This window comes from Bradyrhizobium sp. KB893862 SZCCT0404 (assembly GCF_018130885.1).
Taxonomy (GTDB): Bacteria; Pseudomonadota; Alphaproteobacteria; order Rhizobiales; family Xanthobacteraceae; genus Bradyrhizobium; species Bradyrhizobium stylosanthis.
Genome location: NZ_JAFCLT010000001.1, coordinates 1,313,312 through 1,333,114 on the forward strand (window position 1 = coordinate 1,313,312; position 19,803 = coordinate 1,333,114).

Genomic DNA, 19,803 nt, shown 5'->3' on the forward strand with positions numbered 1-19,803 from the left:
CGGGCAATGCCTAGCTTGCTTCCATCAGGGGCAAATCGCCGTCGACCTGGTCGCGCGACCAGAACTGCATGACGCAGCGAAGCCCGCCGGGATTGAAGTCCAGGTTCACGGACCAGCCGGTCTCGCCGGCAAACATGCCGGTGATCATCTTGGTCCCGAAGCCGCGGCGCGTGGGCTTGTGGACCAGCGGACCGTCCCGTTCCGACCAGGACAGGCGAACCAGGCCGGTCTCGTCCACCGTCCAGGAGATCTGCAGCTTGCCCGATGGGACCGAGAACGCGCCATATTTGGCCGCGTTGGTGCTGAGCTCCTGTAGCGCGGCGGAGATTGCCAGCGTGACCTTTGGCGGCAGCAGGAGATCGGGGCCGTCGATGTCGAGACGTTCGGGACCGGCATAGGGCGCCAGGGTCTGCCTGACGATGGACTCCAGGCTGACGCCGACCCAATTGTTTTCGGTGAGGAGATTATAGGCCTGCGACAGCGCCAGCAGGCGGCCTTCGAAAGCCGCCGCATACTCGTTGAGGTCGCTCGAGCTGGCGCGCGACAGGCGCGCGATCGACTGGACGGTGCCGAGCGTGTTCTTCACCCGATGATTGATTTCGTCCAGCAGCGCCTTCTGCTGCTTCAGCGCGCCCGCGAGTTCGCTTCCGACATGATAGAGCACCTTCTTCATCCGGTTGACTTCGCTGATCGCGCCCAGCTTCGGCTCGAGCGCACCGGATCGCAGGCCCCCGACATATCGTTCGAGATCGGAGAATTCGGCCAGGAAGCGCCGGGAGATCAGGCGTGCCAGCGCCAATCCGAGGACGAGCGTGAACGCCGTCAGCGCGACGATCCATTCGACCGTCCGGTGCAGCGGACCGTCGATGACGTCGCGCGGGACGGCGAGGTTGATCGACCAGCTGCTCTGGTTGGATCGCAGCAGCGAGGTGTAGGTGGGAACGCCGGTCCGCGACACCGCCTCGATCCACCAGGCGGACGGTTTTCCGAGTTGGGCCATGACCGCAGGAATGGTCGGCTGTCCCACCAGATCGTCGCCATCGAGCAACGGGCGCCTCGCCAGAAGCAGTCCGTTCGCATCGACGATGCTGCCCACCATTCCGGCCGAGACATATTCGTCCATCATCGACGAAAGGTATCGGGTCGACAGTCCGATATTGAGCGCGTAACGGATTTCGCCGCGGATGCGGACCGGAACGGCGATCGTGACGATCGGTTGACCGTCGACCACGGCGCGCTGCAGGCCGGACACTTGCGGGCGGCCGGTCTCGATCGCCCGGCGCTCGACGTCGAATTCGGTGCGCTTGGGCAAGGGGGCATCGAGCGCGAGGCGCGTATTCGCGATCTGCTGACCATCGGGGGCATAGAGCACGATGGCGACGCCGCCGATCAGCTTGACCGCCTGCACGGCATGCTCCCTGAACTCGGCAAACCTGTCCTGCGCCAGCGAAGGCGACAGGGCGAGGACCTGCAGGTCGTCGATGATGTTTGCGATGCGCAGGTCGGCGGCGTTGCGCATGAGGCGCAGCCTGTCCTCGTACTCCGCCTTGGTGAGCTGGGAGGATTCGGCGACGAAATGGTAGGCGAGAAAGGCCGCGCACGCCGTGACCGGGACGGCGGTGGTGATGGCCAGCAGCAGCAGATATGCGGAAACAGGCCAGGTCCGCAGCGACCGCCTGAACCACCCCCTTCTTCGACTTCCCGAACCTCGCACCTGTCGCTCACCCCATTGGCGAGGCTGATCTCGCAATTGATTCCTTCAAGGTACCGGCTCGGCCGCGGCGAGCAACATGCGATGTGATGGAACTTGCTGCCGGAACCTTTGTTCCGAACGCGGTCCAATCAACCCGCGCCGATCAGCGGGATCGCCTCGTCCCGTTCGTAGAGATACAGGAGACAGCGCAGCGCCTCGCCGCGCTCGCCCTTCAGCTTGGGATCGTCCTTGAGGATGCGCAGTGCCTCGTCTCTCGCCTGGGTGATGAGCTGGCCGTGCACCTCCGAGCGCGCGATGCGATAGCCGGGCAGGCCGCTCTGGCGTACGCCGAGCACGTCGCCTTCGCCGCGCAGCTTCAAATCTTCCTCGGCGATGCGGAAGCCGTCGGTGGTCTCGCGGATCACCTTCAAGCGCGCCTTCGACATTTCGCCGAGCGGCTCGCCGTAGAGCAGGATGCAGGTCGAGGCCTCCGAGCCGCGGCCGATGCGGCCGCGCAGCTGGTGGAGCTGGGCGAGGCCGAACCGCTCGGCGTTCTCGATCACCATGATGGTGGCGGCCGGCACGTCGACGCCGACCTCGACCACCGTGGTCGCGACCAGCAGCCCGATCTCGTGGGCGGCGAACTGGCCCATCACGCGGTCCTTCTCGGTGCCCTTCATCTGGCCGTGGACGAGGCCGACGCGGTCGCCAAAGCGCTTCTGCAGGCTCTCGAAACGCTTGGTCGCGTTGGTGAGGTGCTCCGTGCCCTCGGCCTCGGATTCCTCGACCAGCGGGCAGATCCAGTAGACCAGCTTGCCGGATTCGAGCGCGCGGCCGACACCTTCCATGACCTCGCTGATCCGGCTCATCGGCACGGCGCGGGTGTCGATCGGCTGGCGGCCGGACGGCTTTTCGCGCAGCTCGGAAATGTCCATGTCGCCGAAATAGGTCAGCACCAGCGTGCGCGGGATCGGGGTTGCGCTCAGCACCAGCACGTCGACGGCTTCGCCCTTGGAGGTCAGCGCCAGCCGCTCGCGCACGCCAAAGCGGTGCTGCTCGTCGACGATGGCAAGCGCGAGGTCCTTGAAGATCACATCGTCCTGGATCAGCGCGTGGGTGCCGACCAGGAGATCGATCTCGCCCTCGGCGAGCTGGGCGATGATCTCGCGCCGCTCCTTGCCCTTTTCGCGGCCGGTGAGGATCGCCACGCGCAGGCCGGCGCGCTCGGCGAGCGGGGCGATGGTCTTGATGTGCTGGCGCGCGAGGATCTCGGTCGGGGCCATCAGCGCGGCCTGCTTGCCGACCTCGGCCACTGCGGCGGCCGCGAGCAGCGCCACCACCGTCTTGCCCGAGCCGACGTCGCCCTGGAGCAGGCGCAGCATGCGCACCGGCTGTTGCAGATCGTTGGCGATTGCTGCTGCCGCGTCGCGCTGGGAGGTGGTCAAAGCATAGGGCAGGGCGTCGATGATCTTGTGGCGCAGATGCCCGTCGCCGGCATTGCGCACGCCGGCGGGGCGGCGCAGTTGCGCGCGGATCAGGGCGAGCGCGAGCTGGCCGGCCAAGAGCTCGTCGAAGGCAAGGCGCGACCAGAACGGCCGGTCCGGCAGGATGTCGGTGAGCTCGACCGGCTGGTGCACGCGGGTGAGGGCTTCCGCGATTGGCGGGAAGTGGCAGCGGCGCATCACCTCGGGGCTGATCCACTCCGGCAAGACGGGCAGCTTCTGCAGCGCCTGCGTGATCGCGCGGCGGAGCGAGCCGAGCGCGAGGCCCTCCGTCAGCGGATAGACCGGGTCGATGCCGGAGATTTTCGAGATCGCCTCTTCGTCCAGCACGCGGTCGGGATGCACGATCTGCGGGATGCCGTCATACATCTGCAGCGTGCCCGAGACGTAGCGCTTCTCGCCGACGGGCAGCAGCTTCTCGACATAGCCGGGCTTGGCGCGGAAGAAGGTCAGCACGACGTCGCCGGTATCGTCGCTGGCATAGACCAGATACGGCGCGCGCGCGTTGCGCGGCGGGGGCGGCCGGTGGCGGTCGACGGTCACCTCCAGCGTCACCATGGTTCCCTGCGCGGCGTCGCGGATCTTCGGCCGGGCCCGGCGGTCGATGACCTGGCTCGGCAGATGCAGCAAGAGGTCGACCAGCCGCGGCGTCTCGCTCCGGCTGAGCAGATATTGCAGCAGCTTGTCCTGCTTCGGACCGACGCCGGGCAGGCTGGTCACGAGGGCAAACAGCGGATTGAGCAGGCTGGGGCGCATTCTTGCAACATTCATCATGCGCGGGCTCGACCCGCGCATCCATCTTTTCAAGGAGGATGGATTGCCGGGTCAAGCCCGGCAATGACGGTCCCCAAACAATTGCAAAAACAAAGGGCTGACACCGGCGGTCCCAATGGCTATATCAGCCCCGCCCGGCACGTCCGGGCTTTCTGCGTTTGACTGGATTTGAGACATGACGGGAACGACACGATCGAGCAGCGGGCTGGACGAGCGCCGCAAGCGGCTTCTGTTCCGCTGCTGGCACCGCGGCACGCGCGAGATGGACCTGATCCTCGGCCGCTTCGCCGATGCCGAGATCGGCAACCTGTCCGACGCGGAGCTGACCGAGCTCGAGACCCTGCTCGAGGTCAACGATCCCGATCTCTATGCCGCCATCACCGGCGACAAGGTGCTGCCGGCCGACGTCACCGGCGCGCTGTTCGCCCGCATCAAGGCGTTCCCGATTACGGACGGCAATCTATGAAACCCGGTTTGAAGTCGCCGGCCGAGCTGCTCACGCCCGGCCGCGCGGTGACGCTTGCCAATGTGGCCGAGGGCGCGGAAGGCCTCGTCGTCTCCGATCTGGCGCGTGCGATCGCGGCGCGGCCGAAGAAACCGGCCGTCAGCCTTGCGGTCGTCTGCCGCGACGGCGCGCGCATGCAGCAGCTCGAACGCGCGCTGCGGTTCTTTTCGCCCGATCTGCCGGTGCTGACCTTTCCGGCCTGGGACTGCCAGCCCTATGACCGCGTCTCGCCGCATGGCGGCATCCTCGCCCTGCGCCTGACCACGCTGGCGCGGCTGGCCCCGCTCACCGGCAGCGACAAGCCGCTGATCGTGCTGACCACCGTGAACGCCGTGGTGCAGCGCGTGCCCGCGCGCGAGCTGGTGGCCGCGCAGGCGCTGTCGGTCGCCCCGGGCAATGTGGTGCCGATGGACACCGTCGTCGCCTGGCTGGAGCACAACGGCTACAACCGCTCCTCGACCGTGCGCGAGCCCGGCGAATACGCCGTCCGCGGCGGCATCCTCGACCTGTTTCCGGCCGGCCTCGAGCAGCCGGTCCGGTTCGACTTCTTCGGCGACAGCCTGGAATCGATCCGCTCCTTCGATGCCGAGACCCAGCGCACGCTGCTCGACATGCGCTCGCTCGACCTCGTGCCGGTTTCCGAATTCCAGCTCGTCACCGACACCATCCGCCGTTTCCGCATGGGCTATGTCGCCGAGTTCGGCGCGCCCGAGCGCGACGATGCGCTGTACGAGGCCGTCAGCGAGGGCCGCCGCCATCCCGGCATGGAGCACTGGCTGCCGCTGTTCCAGGACCGCATGGACACGCTGTTCGACTATCTGCAAGGGGCTGTCGTCGCGATCGAGCCGCAGGCCGAGGACGCGGTCCGCGAGCGCTTCAAGCAGATCCAGGACTATTACGAGGCCCGCCGCGATGCGATGGAGCATCCCGGCGGCGGCGCCATCTACAAGCCGCTGCCCCCGGACCGGCTCTATCTGACCGACGCGGAGTGGACCAAGCGCCTCGGCGATATTCCGCTGGCGCGGCTGACGGCATTCTCGGTGCCGACCGACGGCATCAGCGTCGTCGATGCCGGCGCGCGCAAGGGCCGCGATTTCGCGCCGGAGCGCAACGACACCACCGTCAACGTATTCGAGTCCGTCGTCAGCCACGTGATGGGGCTGCAGGCGCAGCGCAAGAAGGTCGTGATCGCGCTCTGGAGCGAAGGCTCGCGCGACCGCATGACATCGATGCTGCGCGACCACAAGCTGACCCACACCACCAGCGTCAATACCTGGCGGACGGTGCAGGCGACCCCGCGCAACGAGACCATGCTCGCCGTGCTTGGCCTGGAGAGCGGTTTCGAGACCGACGAGATCGCGCTGATCAGCGAGCAGGATATTCTGGGCGACCGCCTGGTGCGGCCGCGCAAGGCGAGCCGCAAGCTCGACAATTTCATCTCGGAGGTGACGAGCCTCACCGCCGGCGACATCGTCGTCCATGTCGATCACGGCATCGGCCGCTTCATCGGCCTGCAGACGCTGGACGTTGCCGGCGCGCCGCATGACTGCCTCGAGCTGCATTACGCCGCCGAGACGAAGCTGTTCCTGCCGGTCGAGAACATCGAGCTGCTCTCGCGCTACGGCTCCGACCAGACCACGGTCGAGCTGGATCGCTTGGGTGGAAGCGGCTGGCAGACCCGCAAGGCGAAGCTGAAGAACCGCATCCGCGAGATCGCGGGCGAGCTGATCAAGATCGCCGCCGCGCGCCATCTGCACGAAGCGCCCAAGCTTCCGGTGCAGCAGGGTCTCTATGACGAGTTCTGTGCGCGCTTCCCCTATGACGAGACCGAGGACCAGCTCGGTGCGATCGAATCCACCCTGAAGGATCTCGAGCTCGGCCGTCCCATGGATCGCCTGATCTGCGGCGACGTCGGCTTCGGCAAGACCGAGGTGGCGCTGCGCGCCGCGTTCGCCGTCGCGCTCGAAGGCAAGCAGGTTGCGGTCGTGGTCCCGACCACGCTGCTGGCGCGCCAGCACGCAAAGACCTTCACCGAGCGCTTCAAGGGCTTTCCGGTGAACGTGGCGCAGGCCTCGCGCCTGATCGCGACCAAGGAGCTGAACCAGGTCAAGAAGGGTATCGCCGACGGGTCCGTCGACATCGTCGTCGGCACCCATGCGCTGCTCGGCAAGGCGATCAAGTTCCGCGACCTCGGCCTCGTCATCGTGGACGAGGAGCAGCATTTCGGCGTCACCCACAAGGAGCGGCTCAAGGCGCTGCGCTCAGAGGTGCACGTGCTGACGCTGTCGGCAACGCCGATCCCGCGCACGCTGCAGCTGGCGCTCACCGGCGTCCGCGAGCTCTCGATCATCGCATCGCCCCCCGTGGACCGTCTCGCGGTCCGTACCTTCGTCGCCCCGCACGATCCGCTGATGATCCGCGAAGCGCTGCTGCGCGAGCGCTATCGCGGCGGGCAGGCGTTCTACGTGGTGCCGCGCATCGACGACCTCGCCGAGGTCAAGGACTTCCTCGACAAGAACGTGCCGGAGATGAAGGTCGCGGTCGCGCACGGGCAGATGCCGCCCGCCGTGATCGAGGACATCATGACCGCGTTCTACGACGGCAAGTTCGACATCCTCTTGTCGACCACGATCGTGGAGTCCGGCCTCGACATTCCCAACGCCAACACGCTGATCGTGCACCGCGCCGACATGTTCGGTCTCGCCCAGCTCTACCAGCTCCGGGGCCGCGTCGGCCGCTCCAAGCTGCGCGCCTATGCGCTGTTCACGCTGCCGGCGCAGCAGAAGATCACCGCGCAGGCCGAGCGCCGGCTTACCGTGCTGCAGTCGCTGGAGACGCTGGGCGCCGGCTTCCAGCTCGCCTCGCACGACCTCGACATCCGCGGCGCCGGCAATCTGCTCGGCGAAGAGCAGTCCGGCCACATCAAGGAGGTCGGCTTCGAGCTCTATCAATCGATGCTGGAGGAGGCGATCGTCAATCTCAAGGCCGGCGTGTCCGAGCCCGCGGCCGACCGCTGGTCGCCGTCGATCACCATCGGCATGCCCGTGCTCATCCCGGAGGATTACGTCAGCGACCTCTCGGTGCGGCTGTCGCTGTACCGGCGTCTCGCCGATCTCGACACCGAGGAGGAGATCGAGAATTTCGGCGCCGAGATGCGCGACCGCTTCGGCGTGCTGCCGGACGAGGTGCGCTACCTGTTCAAGGTCGCCGCGATCAAGGCGTTCTGCCGCCGGGCCAATGTCGAGAAGATCGACGCCGGCCCGAAGGGCGCCGTCATCGTCTTCCGCGACAATTCCTTCGCCTATCCCGACCGCCTCGTCACCTTCATCCGCAGCTATGGCCAGGCCGCCAAGGTGCGGCCTGACATGAAGGTCGTATTTCTACAGGACTGGGAGACGCCGGAAGAGCGGCTGGCCGGAACCACCGAGATCATGCGGCAGCTGGCGCAGCTCGCCGAGAGCAAGAAGGCGGCGTAGAGGTTCCCCGGGGCCGCTGAAACGGTATTTAGACACAAATACAGCGGCATATGGCCACTTGCGGAATGATCGGGCAACCGCCATGTTCGATCCATCGAGCTCGGGCTGAAACGAATCGGCCCGTTCATGGAGCTTCTGGTTCGTGCGCCCCGCGACTGGTTTACCGGCCGCGGGTTTTTTGTACCCGCCCAACTGAAACTGATGAGGTCGCAAGCGTGTCTATCAATATCGGTTCAGGCCCGGACAATGACGACGAGCACGACGACGTCATGTATCCCCAGGTCCTGCCGTTTGTGCTGGTTCACGCGGGATGCTTCGCGGCGATCTGGTCAGGTATCTCGTGGCAGGCCGTGACGATTTGCGTGGCCCTGTACTGGCTGCGCATGTTCGGGATCACGGCCGGCTATCATCGCTACTTCTCGCATCGCTCCTACGCGACCAGCCGGGTGTTTCAGTTCATCCTGGCCTTCCTGGCCCAGAGCAGCGCCCAGAAGAGCGTGCTCTGGTGGGCCGCCAAGCATCGGCATCATCATCTTCATTCCGATACCGCGCATGACGTGCATTCGCCGCGGCACAAGGGCTTCCTGTACAGCCATGTCGGCTGGATCTTCTATCGGCAGCACGATGCGACCGACCTCGTGAAGGTCGCGGACCTCGCGTCCTATCCCGAGCTGATGTGGCTGCACCGGCTGGAGCTGCTGCCGGCGTTCGTGCTCGCGGGCCTCTGCTTCCTCGTCGCCGGCTGGTCGGGGCTCGTGGTCGGATTCCTCTGGAGCACCGTGCTGGTGTATCACGCCACGTTCTGCATCAACTCGCTCGCACATGTTCATGGACGCAAGCGCTATGTGACCGGCGACGACTCCCGCAACAACTGGCTGCTCGCGCTCTTCACCATGGGCGAGGGCTGGCACAACAATCACCACGCCTATCAGGCCAGCGCCCGGCAAGGCTTCTACTGGTATGAGATCGACCTGACCTATTACATTCTGGTGGTCTTGTCCTGGATCGGCATCGTCCGGGATTTGAAGACGCCGCCCAAGCTGGTCCTGCGCAACGAGCATCGGCTGGGATCGCGCGCAGTGAAGCAGGCGGCCGAGCAGCTCGCGGCCCGCTTCAACCCCGAGCACATCGCGCACGCGATCAGGACGTCGATCCACGAGACCGAATTGTCGGTGCGGGATACGCTGGTTCAGTTGCAGCACCATGCCGATCTGCGCCTCGCCAGCATGCCGACGCGCGAGCAGCTGCTGGCTGAAGCGCAGCGCATGTTCGCCAAGACGATCTCCCTCGACGACATCGTCGACCGCGCCCACGAGCTTCTGAACGAGACCGTTGGCTTTCTCCTGGCCGCTCCTGCGCCTGCTCTGGCGGCCAGCACGCAACCGGTAACAAAGGGCAACGGCTAGCGCGCACTGCCGCAGGGTGGGCAAAGCGACTTGTCCGCTGTAGCTCGAAGAGCGAAGGCGGAAGCGTGCCCACGTTTTTCGTCATTGATGAAGACGGTGGGCACGGCGCTGCGCGCCTTTGCCCACCCTACGGCAGCGAGCGTGTGGTTACGACGCCGCCCTCGACGCGTCGGCCGACAGCCGGGCCAGCAGCGACCGCGCCGTATCCGACGGCGACAGCGAGTCCACGCTGACGACGGGATCGCTGCGCATCTCGTGCTTGCCGTTCGAGGTATGCCGCATCACCGCCGACAAACGCCGGGCGATCATGTGCGCGGTGCGGAAGTCAGTCTCGGCGAACACCACGATGACCGAACCGTCCTTCTGTGCTGCGCCAAAATCCATCTGCCGCATCAGGCGGCTGAGGATACGCGCGGCATCGAGCTGGGCGCGGGGATTGTTGGGATCGAAGGCGAAGCGCGCCACCGACAGGCCGCCGCCGCGGGCGAGCGCCTGCTCGACCGCCTTGGCGAAGTCGCGGGCGAAGGCTTCCGTCGTCAGGAGACCGCTGCGCGGGTCGAGCCAGCCGCCGGCGTCGATCGAACGCAGCGTGCGGCTCAGTTGCGCTTCCATCGCGTGCTGGCGGATCAGCGGCAGCGCGTTGGCGGCGACCTTGGCCGGCTCGCCCACGATCAGCTCGAGGTTGGGCAGGTCGTAGCTCTGCACGAGCTGGTGCGCGGTGACGACGACGGGCAGGGTGCGGAAGCGGGTGTCCTCGGCGAGCACCGTCAGGAAGGCGTCGGTCACGCGCGCGGTGAACCCTTCGGCGAGCACGACGCCGTCGATGTCGCGGGTGTTGAGATGCTTGGCCGCGGCCTCGATCGAGAGCGCACCGACCACGCCGACGCGCTCGCCGAGCGCGACGGAGAGGGCGGGATAGGCCGCGCCGCGGCCGATCAGCAGCACGGTGGCATCGCGCGACGGGTCGCCCTCGGGCAGCGCGACCTTCACCTCGGGCAGGCGGCGCAGCACGGTCGAATGCAGGGTGCGGACGCGGAGCGCGGCGCGCAGCCGCGCGCTCAGGCGGTCGGGCTGGCCGCCGCGCGAGGCGAAGGGCAGGGCGTTGGGCGGCAGCGCCCCTGGCGCATCCAGGGCCACGAAGGGCAGGTAAGGCGATTGGTCGGCGATCTTCCTGGCGAGCGGCGCCAGATACGGCTCGTGTCCGCCGTGCATCGCGGCAAGGACCGCGGCCGGCTGCACCTGCTCGACCGCGCGCGCCGCGCTGGCCCAGTCGGTGTCGATCACGGGGAAGAGCCGGGCCTCATCCAGCGCCGCAACGAAGGCGGGGCGCTCGGCATTGGACACAAACAGGATCGGGCCCGCCTGGGACATTCGGAAACTCTGACTCGCGCAACAGGTGTCGCGCAATCTAGTCCGGTCGCCTTAATGCGGCGTCAATGGAACCTGCGAAACTGTGCTCAGGCCGGCCCGGAGCGGTCGCGAAAAGCCTCGACCATCAGAGGGTTAAGCCCGAGCTCGCTGAGCGCCTCGCGGGCACGGGCATTGTCCTGGGCCCGTCCTGCCAGCCGGTGCCCCGAGAGCCGGTCGGGCAGCGCGGTGAGCAGGGCGCCCTGGCCGAGCCGGCGCGCCCATTCCTGCAGGTCGTTGGAGAGGAAACGGTAGCCGCCGACCGCCATGATGCCGGAAGGCGGCGCGGTGATGCAGATCGCCCCGCTCGGCCGGTCGAGCCGCGCGGCATAGCCGGTATCGACATAGTCGCGCGGCGGCTGCGCCGTCAGCGTCTCGCCGACCGGCTGCGGCGGAGCGTAAGCCGCGATCGGCACCATCGCGCCGCGCAGCCCGAGCGTGCCCTTCGGCGTCAGCAGGATCTCGCCGGCGATCGAGGAGCCCGCCTGTTCGCGCGGCGCACCGTGCGGTCCTGGCATGACGGGCACCGGCATGCCGTCCTCGCCACGGCGGGCGCCGAACAGTCCGGCCTCGCCGAACAGGTAGATGTCGGTGAGCGGAGCATGCGGCGCGATCCAGGCATCGCTTGCCGCGACCTGCTCCGGCGCGCGCCACAGGCCGACGACGTTGCGCAAGCTCGGCAACCGCGCCGCGAGATCGGAATCGCCGAGCCGCAGCGCGAGCTGCGCCGGCGCGATCAGCACCTCGCATTCGTGCTCGTTGATCTGCTGCTCCAGCACGTCGTTCTCGAACGGATGATGCAGCGCCAGCGTGCCGCCCGACAGCAGCCACACCCCGAGCGAGGAGGCGAGGCCCGCAAACGACATCGGTGTGAACGCCGCCATCACGGTCGCGCCCTGCTTGATGTCGGCTTCGAGCGACATCGCCAGGGCGCCGGCGATCAGGCTGAAATGCGGCCGCGGCACCGGGCGAAAGCCCTCCGCCGTGACGTCGAAGGAGATCATCGCCGCCTTGCGGCCGTCCTGGATCACGGCGCGCGTGGTGCCCGGCGGGCGGGCCAGGACGTCGTCGAGCGAGGCCATGCCTTCGGGCAGATTGGCTCCGAAGCCGAAGACGTGGCGGATCGAGAATGCCTCGGCCGCGGCGTGCATCGCGAGGTCGGCATAGCTGACGCCGTCGACCGTGCTCATGGTGACGATGGCACGCGCCGCCGTGCGGTTCAGCGCCGCGGTCAGCTCCGCGTGCCGCCACAGCAGCGGCAGCACGGCGACGACGAGGCCGGCGCGATGGGCGGCGAGCACGGTGAGCACGAACTCGACCGTGTTGGGGAGCTGGATCGCGATGACGGAATTGGCCGGCAGGCCCGATTCGACGAAATGGGCCGACAGCGCCTCGATGGCGGTATCGGCCTCGGCATAGCTCATCCGCCGCGGCTGATGCCCGGTGATGCGCGCCTTGTTGAGCGGATCGAGCAGGGCGGCCGCATGCGGCTGCCGCATCAGCGTGCGCTGAAACAGCGTGTCGAGCGTCGGCGATACGGCTTGCTGGTTCACGGCGTCACTTCGTTTGCGTCGCTTGAGGCTCACCCTTCGACCACCAGGTCTCCGGCAGGTAGCCGGACAACGCGGTAGCCTTTGGCCGTTCTATCCGATTCCAGCGCGCGATCCATTGCTCGGATACGTTAAACAGCGGGATTGTGTAGAAGCCGGCGATCAGGGCGCGGTCGAGCGCGCGCACTGCCGAGACGAAATCCGTATGTTCACGGGCCTCCAATAGGGCGCCGATCATGGCGTCGACGGCGGGATCCCTGGCGCCCATGTAGTTGCGGGTGCCGGGATTGCCCGCGGCAGCGCTGCCCCAATAGAAATACTGCTCGTTGCCGGGCGACAGCGACTGGTCCCAGCGGTTCTGGATCATGTCGAACTCGTAGCCGAGCCGGCGCTGGTCGAATTGCACGGGGTCCACCGCGCGCACGCTGGCCTCGATGCCGGCGCGCTTGAGGTCGCGCTGGAAGGCGAGCGCGATGCGTTCCTGGTCGCGGGTGGTGACCAGGATCTCGAAGGTGAATGGCGCCTTGGTCGTGCGTTTGCGCAGCACGGTGCCGTCGAGATCGTAGCCGGCCTCCGTCAGCAGCTTGAGCGCAGCGCGCAGCGTCGTGCGGTCGCGGCCCGAACCATCGGTCACGGGCAGGCGGTAGCTGCCCTCCATGATGTCGGACGGGATCTGCGCGGCGAAGGGCTTTAGCAACTCGCGCTCGCGCGCATCGGCGGGTTTGCCATAAGCCGACAGGTCCGAGCCGGCGAAATAGCCGGCGACGCGTGAGTACAGGCCAAAAAAGTAGTTGCGGTTGACCAGCTCGAAGTCGAACAGCAGCGTCAGGGCCTTCCGCACCCTGATGTCGGCGAAGACCGGACGGCGGGTGTTGAAGACCAGGAATTCGGACGGCTGCGGCACGCCGGGCTTGACGGTGTCGCGGATCACCTCGCCGCTTCTGGCGGCCGGAAAATCGTAGCCGTCGTGCCAGCGCAGCGGTTCGTGCTCGACGCGGAAATCATAGAGGCCGCGCTTGAACGCCTCGAACTGCCCGTTGGCCTCGCGAAAATAGTCGAGCCTGATCTCGTCGAAATTGTAGAGCCCGCGATTGATGGCGAGATCGCGCCCCCAATAATCCGGATTGCGCGTCAGCGTGACGCTGGCGCCCGGTTTCACGGCCGTGACGCGATACGGGCCGGAGGCGACCGGCGCCGCCAGCGACGTCTCCTCGAAGGTCGCAACGTCGACCGCATGCTTCGGCAGGATCGGCATCAGGCCGAGGATCAGCGGCAGCTCGCGATCGTTGGCGCCTGCGAGGTCGAAGCGGACGGTGAGGGGATCGGCTGCCTCGGCCTTCGCGACCTTGCCGTAATATTGCCGGTGATTGGGACGGCCGTGGTCGCGCAGCAGCTGCCAGGAGAACAGCACGTCCTCGGCCGTGACCTGCTTGCCGTCGGAGAAGCGCGCGCGCGGGTCGATATGGAACGTGACGAAGGACCGCTCGTCGTCGGTTTCGACGGTCCGGGCGAGCAGGCCGTAGAGCGTAAACGGCTCGTCCTGGCCGCGGGCGAGCAGGCTCTCGACGACGTAGTTGCGAACCGGCTGCACCGCCAATCCCTTCACAATGAAGGGATTGAGACTGTCGAAGGTTCCGAGAATGCCCCAGGTCAGCCGGCCGCCCTTGCGGGCGTCAGGATTGACGTAGGGCATGTGGGTGAAATCGGCGGGCATCGCCGGCTTGCCGTGCATGGCGATGGCATGGGCCTCCTCGGCCCGCGCAGGGCCTGCCGACAGCCCGGCCGCAAGCGCAAGGGCGAGGACGCAGAGGCGGAGACCGGGGCCCTCGAAGAGGCGCTGGAACATGAACATCGGCACACGTTGATTCGAGGACCGGCGGGCCTGAATCCTATCACAGGGAATTTGACCGGACGCGCCTGCGGATGTGGCCAAACGTGGTTGTCGGCATTGATCTTTTCGTCGGCCACGCTAAGAAGGCACCCGATCGCGCAAGAGCGTCGAGCCCGTCACTTATCTGCCTCAATTGACGGGGAGAGAGCCGCGCCCAAGGCGGCTTGGTTCGGTGCTTCGGAGCGGTTCGGGCGCTTCCCGTTCAGAAAGGGTTTTCTGCAATGAATTTCCGTTATTTGGCCGCGTCCGTCCGGCCGCGCGGGCGAGTTCTCGCCCTGTTGACGGCGACGGCATTGGTCGTTCCGTTTGCTGCCGAGGCCCAGACCCCGGCGCCGGCCCCCGGTGCGCCCGCAGCGCCCAAGGCGGCTCCTAAGGCCGCTCCGAAGGCTGCCCCCAAGGCTCCGGCGCCGGCCGCTCAGGCCCCCGCGCAGCCGGCTCCTGCTCAGGGCGCTCCGGCGCAGCAGCAGGGCGCGGCTCAGCCGGCAGACCAGCAGATCCAGCTGATCTACGCCCCCTGGACCAAGTTCTGCCTCAAGGGCCAGGACGCCAACGCCAAGCAGGTCTGCTTCACCGGTAAGGACGGCCGCATCGAGTCGGGCCAGCCGGTCATCGCCGCCGTCATCATCGAGCCGGAAGGCGAACCGAAGAAGATCCTGCGCGTGACGCTGCCGCTCGGCATGCAGCTCGTGCACGGCACCCGCATCATCGTGGACAGCAACGCGCCCCTGCAGCAGCCCTACGTGATCTGCTTCCAGAACGGCTGCATGTCGGACTACGAGGCCACGCCCGAGCTCATCAACAGCATGAAGAAGGGCCAGAACCTCGTTGTTCAGGCGATCAACGCCAATGGCGCGCCGCTGACCCTGCCGCTGCCGCTCGCCGGCGAATTCCAGAAGGCCTATGACGGTCCGCCGACCGATCCGAAGGTGTTCGAGGAAACCCAGAAGAAGCTCCAGGAAGAGCTTCAGAAGAAGGCCGACGAGCAGCGCAAGAAGCTCGAGCAGAGCGGTGGTGCCCCCGGCGCGGCGCCGACCAGCCAGAAGTAATCGGGCTCGAATCCCGGACATGAAAAAGGCGCTCGCAAGAGCGCCTTTTTTGCTGGCCGCCTTTGTGCGGCGAAACTTCAGTTCAGCGAGGGATTGCGCGGGCGGTAGCCGCCATCCTTGTTCTTGATGAAGATCTCGGCGACCTGGGAATGCCGGATCGGCTCGCCGGAATCATCCGGCACCAGGTTCTGCTCGGAGACGTAGGCGACGTACTCGGACTCCGCGTTCTCCGCGAGCAGGTGGTAGAACGGCTGGTCCTTGTGGGGCCGCACCTCCTCGGGAATGGACAGCCACCACTCCTCGGTGTTGTTGAATTCCGGATCGATGTCGAAGATCACGCCCCGGAACGAGAAGATCCGGTGGCGCACGACCTGTCCGATCTGGAATTTGGCGGTCCGCGCTTTAATCATCCCCCGTCGATAGACCAGGATTGTGGCCGATGCTAGTGCCCTGATCTGGAATTAACCTTCGCCTGCTGGGCGGATAACCCCCAGGTCTTCAGAAAACACTTCACCAATGGCCGATATCCTCAATCTGGCGCTACCTTATTTTGGCTTGATCTTCGTTGGGTTTGCCTGTGGCAAGGTCAAATCGCTGCCGGAATCAGGCCTCGCCTGGATGAACTTCTTCCTGCTCTACGTGTCGTTGCCGGCGCTGCTGTTCGCGATCATGTCGAAGACGCCGTTTGCGGAGCTGAACAACCCGCCGTTCCTGATCGCGACGACATTGTCGACCGTTGTCGCGTTCACGCTCGCGCTGGTCGTCGGCAAGGTGCTGGGACGCCTGACCTTGCGCGAGGCGACGCTCGCAGGGCTCTCGGGCGGCTACGGCAATATCGGCTACATGGGACCGGGGCTGGCGCTCGCCGTGCTCGGGACCAAGGCGGCCGCGCCGACCGCGCTGATCTTCTGCTGCGACAGCATCTTCCTGTTCACGATCGTGCCGCTGCTGATCGAGCTGTCGGATCGGGACCATCCCTCGATCGTGCACGCCTTCGGCGTCGTGCTGAAGCAGATCGTGCTCAACCCGCTGATCATGTCGGCCTGCTTCGGCGCGGCGGTGGCGGCGCTGCATATCGAGCTGCCGGTCGCACTCGATCGCACCATTACCTTCCTCCAGAACGCGGCCGCGCCGACGGCGCTGTTCGTGCTTGGCGTGACCGTGGCCCTGCGTCCGTTCGACCGCGTGCCGTGGGAAGTGCCCGGTGTGATCGCGGTGAAGCTGCTGATTCATCCGCTTGCGGCGTTCGGCCTGATGCTCGCGTTCGGCCCGTTCGCCCAGCCCTGGGCAGCGACCGCCGTGCTGATGGCCTCGCTGCCGCCGGCGCTGAACGTGTTCGTCATCGCAAGGCAGAACGATGCCTGGATCGAATCCGCCTCCGTCGCCGTGCTGCTTGGGACGTTTGGTTCGGTGGTCACGCTGACCACCGTGATGTGGCTGCTCCAGACCGGACGGCTGGCGTTTCCGTGAGGCAGGTGGCGCGTAACGGGATTGGAATTCGCTGCTTGCAGCGCGTCAGGTGCGCTCCCTCTCCCGCTTGCGGGGGAGGGTTGGGGAGGGGGTCTCTCCGCGTCGGGATGATCTGAGGTCTGCGGAGAAAGTCCCCAAGCGGACAGAGCCCCCACCCGGCGCTTCGCGCCGACCTCCCCCGCAAGCGGGAGAGGTTGCACCCGAGTCCGCGGCGAAGCCGTTCTACCTAACGCCGTTCAAGCTTACCTTCGCCAGGTCGGCGTCAGCCCCTCGCGCATGGCGAAGCGCCGGAGCGGGCCGATGGCGCCGAGCAGGTGCATGCCGACGGCGCGGACCGGCTGCAGCGGCAGGAAGTCGTTGAGCAGGGATCGGTTGGCGATGTCGATCGCGAAGGTGCGGCTCAGGATGTCCGGACGCCGCGCCCGGTCGTAGCGCTTGAGCACCTCGTCTGAGCCGGGATCTTCGCCGGCCGCGATGGCTTCGCCCGCGAGCCGCGCGATGTCGGCGGCGTCGCGCAGGCCGAGATTGAGGCCCTGCGCGCCGATCGGCGGGACCACATGGGCGGCTTCCCCGACCAGCGCGACCCGGTCGCGGCCGAACGATTTCGGACGCTCGATCGCCAGCGGAAACAGGTTGCGCCCCGGCTCCACCGTCATGCGTCCCAGGATCGAATGCGACTGCTTCTCGATCGCGGCGGACAGCTCTTCGTCGCTGAGGCCGCGCAGCCGCTCGGCGTCCCCAGGGGCCGCGACCCAGACGATGCTGGAGCGGTTGCCGGGCAGGGGCACGAACACGCAGGGACCGTGGGGTGTGTGGAACTCGGTCGAGACGTTGCGATGCGGCCTGATGTGGCCGACGTTGAAGGTCAGCGCGGTCTGCGACAGATCCCGCCGCGTCACCGCAATGCCGGCCGCCTCCCGGCACAGCGAATGCCGGCCGTCGGCGCCGACCACGAGGCGGGCCGAGAGGAATTGCGCGGAGGCGGTGCGGATCGCGACGTCGCCGGCCTCGATGACGACGCTCTCGGCCTCGTCGTCGAAACGGACGATGCCGGGCAGCTCGGCGGCGCGCTCTTCCAGCGCCAGCATCAGCGAGCGGTTGTCGATGTTGTAGCCGAAAGCGTCGAGCCCGATTTCGTGACAGGAGAACCGGACCTCGGGGCTACGGAACAGCCGGCCGGTGTCGTCGACGAGCCGCATCACCTCGAGCGCGGCCGCCTTGTCTCTGCAGCGCGGCCAGACGTCGAGGCCTTCGAGCAGATCGACGGAGGCGCCCAGCAGCGCGGTGGTGCGGTTGTCGGCATAGGGCAGCCGCCGCGCCACCAGCGCGGTCCGTGCGCCCGTCTGCGCCAATGCGATGGCCGCCGCGAGCCCGGCTGGTCCGCCGCCGATCACGGCCGTGTCAAACAGTGTCGATGCGTCTGTCATGGAACGACAAATGACACGCTCCGCAGTAAATTCAAGCCCACCTATTTTGCCTAGGTTTTATGGCGAATTGTGCGATGGCGCGCCGGAATGGCTTATGTGCAAACCGGCCCCGTTCTGATAGCAGAAGTCATGGACAGCCAAGAGGATTCCCTGAAGCCGACCCCCGCGATCCGTGCCGCGGCGTTCTCGGTGCACGTCTTCACCGCGTTCGGTGCGGCCATCGCGCTGTTGGCGATGCTGGAGGCCGTGCGCGAGCACTGGGCGGCGATGTTTCAATGGCTGGGCATCGCGCTGATCATCGACGCGATCGACGGTCCGATCGCGCGCCGGCTCAACGTCAAGGACGTGCAGCCGAACTGGTCGGGCGACGTGCTCGATCTCGTGGTCGACTTCGTCACCTACGTGTTCGTGCCGGCCTATGCGATCGTGGCGAGCGGGCTGCTGCTGCCGGTCGCCGCGCCCTTGCTCGGCGTCGCCATCATCGTCACCAGCGCACTATATTTCGCCGATCTGCGCATGAAGGCGGACGACAATCATTTCCGCGGCTTTCCGGCACTGTGGAACGCGGCGGCGTTCTACCTGTTCCTGCTGCACTGGCCGCCGCTCTGGTCGACGCTGCTGGTCGCGGCCCTGGTCGTGCTGACCTTCGTACCGTTCCACGTGCTGCATCCGGTACGCGTCGTGCGGCTGCGCTGGCTGACGATGTCGCTGATGGCGCTCTGGGCGGTGCTGGCGCTCTACACGCTGCGGATGGATTTCGGCGTCGGCGCTGGCGTGACCCTCGCGATGTGCGCGATCGCGCTCTGGATCAGTTTCAGCGATGCGTTGATCCGCCTCGCAAGATCCTTCGCATGATGCATCTGGTCACCAGCCCCGAGGCCTGGGCCGCTCTTCTCACACTGACTGCGCTCGAGATCGTGCTCGGCATCGACAACGTCATCTTCCTGTCGGTGATCGTCTCGCGCATCCCGGCGCCGCAGGCGAACCGCGCCCGCCAGATCGGCCTCGCGCTGGCGCTGGTCTTCCGCATCCTCCTGCTCAGCGTGCTGGTCTGGCTGATCGGCCTGACCGCACCGGTGTTCTCGTTCTCGGATTATGCCTTCTCCTGGCGCGACCTGATCCTGATCGGCGGCGGTCTGTTCCTGATCGCGAAGGCGACGCACGAGATCCATGCCGAGGTCGAGGCCGAGGACGGCGAGGCCGGTCAGAAGTCCGGCGGCAGCGCGTTCTTCTGGGTGATCGTCCAGATCATCGTCATCGACATCGTGTTCTCGCTGGACTCGATCATCACCGCGATCGGCATGGCGCAGGACATCGAGATCATGATCGCGGCCGTCGTGATCGCCTGCCTGATCATGTACATTTCGTCCGGGCCGGTGTCGCGATTCGTCGCCGAGCATCCGACCACGAAAATGCTGGCGCTGGCCTTCCTGGTGCTGATCGGCGTCGCGCTGGTCGCGGATGGATTCAGATTCCACATTCCGCGCGGCTACATCTATTTCGCAATTGCGTTCTCGGCCGCCGTGGAATTCTTCAACGTGCTGGCCAAGCGCAACCGCAGGAAGGCGAGCAAGCCGTCGGTTTAGGCGTTCCTGCGGGCGCTGAGTTGACAAGGCGGGCGCGATGTTTTTCGCTCCGCCTTGGAGAAGAGGAGGT

The 19,803-nt window shown here is 66.7% G+C and carries 14 protein-coding genes; 7 read left to right on the plus strand and 7 right to left on the minus strand.

The window, feature by feature from the left end; translation table 11 throughout:
* Window positions 1-10 precede the first annotated feature (10 nt).
* Both JQ617_RS06605 and recG read right to left on the minus strand, forming a co-directional pair.
* Window positions 11-1,714, minus strand: coding sequence for a sensor histidine kinase (locus JQ617_RS06605; protein WP_349630595.1), 1,704 nt, complete (start codon window positions 1,712-1,714; stop codon window positions 11-13).
* A 128-nt stretch (window positions 1,715-1,842) separates the two neighbouring features.
* Window positions 1,843-3,951, minus strand: coding sequence for an ATP-dependent DNA helicase RecG (recG, locus tag JQ617_RS06610; protein WP_212025309.1), 2,109 nt, complete (start codon window positions 3,949-3,951; stop codon window positions 1,843-1,845).
* 193 nt (window positions 3,952-4,144) lie between these two features.
* Between recG and JQ617_RS06615 the strand changes: the two genes are divergently transcribed.
* The 3 genes from JQ617_RS06615 to JQ617_RS06625 all read left to right on the plus strand — a co-directional run bounded on the left by JQ617_RS06615 (window position 4,145) and on the right by JQ617_RS06625 (window position 9,356).
* Window positions 4,145-4,435, plus strand: a complete 291-nt coding sequence (locus JQ617_RS06615) for an FAD assembly factor SdhE (protein ID WP_063683428.1) — start codon at window positions 4,145-4,147, stop codon at window positions 4,433-4,435.
* Window positions 4,432-7,950, plus strand: coding sequence for a transcription-repair coupling factor (mfd, locus tag JQ617_RS06620; protein ID WP_212025311.1), 3,519 nt, complete (start codon window positions 4,432-4,434; stop codon window positions 7,948-7,950). The genes JQ617_RS06615 and mfd overlap by 4 nt, the downstream gene beginning before the upstream one ends.
* A 269-nt stretch (window positions 7,951-8,219) precedes the next feature.
* Window positions 8,220-9,356 carry an acyl-CoA desaturase gene (locus tag JQ617_RS06625; protein ID WP_212025984.1) on the plus strand — a complete coding sequence of 379 codons (1,137 nt, stop codon included), beginning with the start codon at window positions 8,220-8,222 and terminating at the stop codon, window positions 9,354-9,356.
* 147 nt (window positions 9,357-9,503) lie between these two features.
* Here the strand turns inward: JQ617_RS06625 and JQ617_RS06630 are convergent, their stop codons facing one another.
* From JQ617_RS06630 to JQ617_RS06640, 3 genes are all read right to left on the minus strand, one after another.
* Window positions 9,504-10,727 (minus strand): GGDEF domain-containing protein, encoded by a 1,224-nt coding sequence (locus JQ617_RS06630; RefSeq protein ID WP_212025313.1) that lies wholly within the window; start codon window positions 10,725-10,727, stop codon window positions 9,504-9,506.
* 86 nt (window positions 10,728-10,813) lie between these two features.
* Entirely contained in the window at window positions 10,814-12,316 is a 1,503-nt protein-coding gene (locus JQ617_RS06635; protein WP_063683432.1) for a class I adenylate-forming enzyme family protein, read from the minus strand.
* A 4-nt stretch (window positions 12,317-12,320) separates the two neighbouring features.
* Window positions 12,321-14,165, minus strand: coding sequence for an extracellular solute-binding protein (locus JQ617_RS06640; protein WP_212025985.1), 1,845 nt, complete (start codon window positions 14,163-14,165; stop codon window positions 12,321-12,323).
* A 260-nt stretch (window positions 14,166-14,425) separates the two neighbouring features.
* Here JQ617_RS06640 and JQ617_RS06645 point away from each other — a divergent pair, with 260 nt between their 5' ends.
* On the plus strand, window positions 14,426-15,250 hold the full coding sequence (locus JQ617_RS06645) for an invasion associated locus B family protein (RefSeq protein WP_212025315.1): 825 nt from the start codon (window positions 14,426-14,428) through the stop codon (window positions 15,248-15,250).
* Window positions 15,251-15,327: 77 nt separating this feature from the next.
* On the opposite strand, the gene hspQ is transcribed toward JQ617_RS06645, so the two are convergent.
* On the minus strand, window positions 15,328-15,660 hold the full coding sequence (gene hspQ, locus JQ617_RS06650) for a heat shock protein HspQ (protein WP_063683435.1): 333 nt from the start codon (window positions 15,658-15,660) through the stop codon (window positions 15,328-15,330).
* A 106-nt stretch (window positions 15,661-15,766) separates the two neighbouring features.
* Between hspQ and JQ617_RS06655 the strand changes: the two genes are divergently transcribed.
* On the plus strand, window positions 15,767-16,720 hold the full coding sequence (locus tag JQ617_RS06655) for an AEC family transporter (RefSeq protein WP_063683436.1): 954 nt from the start codon (window positions 15,767-15,769) through the stop codon (window positions 16,718-16,720).
* A 242-nt stretch (window positions 16,721-16,962) separates the two neighbouring features.
* Here JQ617_RS06655 and JQ617_RS06660 read toward each other — a convergent pair whose 3' ends face one another.
* Window positions 16,963-18,147, minus strand: a complete 1,185-nt coding sequence (locus JQ617_RS06660; RefSeq protein WP_212025317.1) for a UbiH/UbiF family hydroxylase — start codon at window positions 18,145-18,147, stop codon at window positions 16,963-16,965.
* A gap of 87 nt (window positions 18,148-18,234) precedes the next feature.
* Here JQ617_RS06660 and pcsA point away from each other — a divergent pair, with 87 nt between their 5' ends.
* A complete protein-coding gene (gene pcsA / locus JQ617_RS06665; RefSeq protein WP_212025319.1) occupies window positions 18,235-19,002 on the plus strand; it encodes a phosphatidylcholine synthase in 768 nt (255 codons plus the stop codon).
* On the plus strand, window positions 18,999-19,733 hold the full coding sequence (locus JQ617_RS06670) for a TerC family protein (RefSeq protein ID WP_212025321.1): 735 nt from the start codon (window positions 18,999-19,001) through the stop codon (window positions 19,731-19,733). Before pcsA ends, JQ617_RS06670 begins: the two co-directional genes overlap by 4 nt.
* Window positions 19,734-19,803: the final 70 nt, after the last annotated feature.

Coding starts and splice junctions, on each gene's coding strand:
- JQ617_RS06640 (WP_212025985.1), bottom strand. CDS start 14,165: ATGTTCATGTTCCAGCGCCTCTTCGAGGGCCCCGGTCTCCGCCTCTGC.
- JQ617_RS06655 (WP_063683436.1), top strand. CDS start 15,767: ATGGCCGATATCCTCAATCTGGCGCTACCTTATTTTGGCTTGATCTTC.
- JQ617_RS06660 (WP_212025317.1), bottom strand. CDS start 18,147: ATGACAGACGCATCGACACTGTTTGACACGGCCGTGATCGGCGGCGGA.
- JQ617_RS06645 (WP_212025315.1), top strand. CDS start 14,426: ATGAATTTCCGTTATTTGGCCGCGTCCGTCCGGCCGCGCGGGCGAGTT.
- hspQ (WP_063683435.1), bottom strand. CDS start 15,660: ATGATTAAAGCGCGGACCGCCAAATTCCAGATCGGACAGGTCGTGCGC.
- pcsA (WP_212025319.1), top strand. CDS start 18,235: ATGGCTTATGTGCAAACCGGCCCCGTTCTGATAGCAGAAGTCATGGAC.
- recG (WP_212025309.1), bottom strand. CDS start 3,951: ATGCGCCCCAGCCTGCTCAATCCGCTGTTTGCCCTCGTGACCAGCCTG.
- mfd (WP_212025311.1), top strand. CDS start 4,432: ATGAAACCCGGTTTGAAGTCGCCGGCCGAGCTGCTCACGCCCGGCCGC.
- JQ617_RS06630 (WP_212025313.1), bottom strand. CDS start 10,727: ATGTCCCAGGCGGGCCCGATCCTGTTTGTGTCCAATGCCGAGCGCCCC.
- JQ617_RS06625 (WP_212025984.1), top strand. CDS start 8,220: ATGTATCCCCAGGTCCTGCCGTTTGTGCTGGTTCACGCGGGATGCTTC.
- JQ617_RS06615 (WP_063683428.1), top strand. CDS start 4,145: ATGACGGGAACGACACGATCGAGCAGCGGGCTGGACGAGCGCCGCAAG.
- JQ617_RS06670 (WP_212025321.1), top strand. CDS start 18,999: ATGATGCATCTGGTCACCAGCCCCGAGGCCTGGGCCGCTCTTCTCACA.